The organism is Nocardia sp. NPDC060259, assembly GCF_042728775.1.
Lineage (GTDB): Bacteria > Actinomycetota > Actinomycetes > Mycobacteriales > Mycobacteriaceae > Nocardia.
Genome location: NZ_JBHXAY010000201.1, coordinates 1 through 1,674 on the forward strand (window position 1 = coordinate 1; position 1,674 = coordinate 1,674).

A 1,674-nucleotide genomic window follows, 5' to 3' on the forward strand; every position below is an offset into this window, starting at 1 on the left:
CGCCCAGCCCGGTTCGCTCACCCGCGTGTACGCCGTCGCCTCCGGCAAGGGTGGTGCACCCCCGGGGGGCCACTCGCGAGAGGATGGATATGAACCACTTCGCTCGACGTACTGCCGCTGGGGGCGCCGCGGTCATCGCCGCCGCCGGACTGTTGCTCGCCGCAGGCTGCGGTGACGACGACAAGGACACGGCCAACGACACCGTCGGTTCCGTGACCTCGGTCATCGGTGGCCCCGGCGCGACAACCACCGCCGAAGGCGGCTACGGCGGGATGACCACCACGCCCGACGCCACCGAGACCGGCACCGGTGCGGCCACCACCACCGCGGCGGCGGCAGGCGAGTCGACGACCATCTCCACTCCGAACGGCGACATCACCGTCTCCGGTGAGGTGTACAAGAAGTACGTCGCCGTCGGCGGGGCGAGCAGCCCGCTCGGTATGCCGGAGGAAGCCCAGGAAGCGGGTCCGGACGGCGGCGAGTACCAGGACTTCGAGGGCGGCACCATCTACTGGAGCAAGGACGGCGGCGCGCACATCGTCTGGGGCGATATCCGCGAGGCCTGGGAGGAGGAGGGCGGCGCCAACGGTCCGCTCGGCTACCCGACCAGCGACGAGAAGGACATCAGCGGCGGCAAGCAGAGCGACTTCACCGGTGGCACCATCGTCTGGGTCAACGGCGAGACCACGGTGACCAAGAAGTAACTCGTGCGTCCGGCCCGGCGTGGGGACCTGAACACCGCCTCAGGCCCCGCGCCGACGGCCGAACCGCTAGGTTGTCGGGGTGCAGAAAACTTTGACCGACCGTGAGCTGCTGGATTCGCTCGCTGACGTGGTGGAAACCAACCTGGCTCGGCACATCGAGGTGGCCGAGGGCTGGCAGCCGCACGAGTTGGTGCCGTGGGCGGACGGCCGCAACTTCGCTTTTCTCGGCGGCACCGACTGGGCCCCGGACCAGTCCGAGCTGAGCGCGACCGCCAAACTCGCGCTGACGGTGAGCGTCCTGGTCGCCGACAACCTGCCGTCCTACCACCGTGAGCTCGGCAAGCATCTGCGCACCGGCCCGTGGTGGCGCTGGGTCGGCCGGTGGACGGCCGAGGAGAACCGCCACGAGATCATGATCCGCAACTACCTGATGGTGACGCGCGCGGTCGATCCGGTCGCGCTCGAGCGGGCCCGGATGGCGCACATGACCGCTGGCTTCAACCGTCCCCCGCTGCACCTCATCGATGTGCTGGCCACCTGCGCCTTCGAAGAGCTCGCCGCCGCGATCCGCCACCGCAACACCGCCGCCCTCGGTGAGAACCTGGTCGTCACCGCGATGGCCGAGAAGCTGGCCGTCGACGACGAACTGCAGGCCGAGTTCTTCGCCGTCCTCGTCGACGCCGCCCTCGATCTGGTCCCCGACCAGGCCGTGCGCGCCATCGCCGACCAGGTCGCCGCCTTCCGGGTACCGCAGGTGGACCTGCCCGGCGGCGGTTCCAGCGACGAGGCGCTGGCCGAGGCTGGCATCTACGACCCCGCGAACGAAGCCGAACTGGTCTTCAAGCCGCTGCTGCAGCGCTGGAACATCTTCACCCGCACCGACTTCACCGAAGCCGGCGAGAAGGCTCGCGCCGAACTGGCCCACCTGGCCTGATCTTTCGTGCGAACGGCCGTCACCGGAGGTGACGGC

At 69.6% G+C, this 1,674-nt stretch carries 2 protein-coding genes; both read left to right on the forward strand.

All coding sequences use genetic code 11. The features are described 5' to 3' along the window. Positions 1-89: 89 nt before the first annotated feature. Positions 90-704, forward strand: coding sequence for an LGFP repeat-containing protein (locus ACFWF2_RS33565; RefSeq protein ID WP_379311502.1), 615 nt, complete (start codon positions 90-92; stop codon positions 702-704). A gap of 79 nt (positions 705-783) precedes the next feature. Next, positions 784-1,638, forward strand: coding sequence for an acyl-ACP desaturase (locus tag ACFWF2_RS33570; RefSeq protein WP_379311503.1), 855 nt, complete (start codon positions 784-786; stop codon positions 1,636-1,638). Positions 1,639-1,674 lie beyond the last annotated feature (36 nt).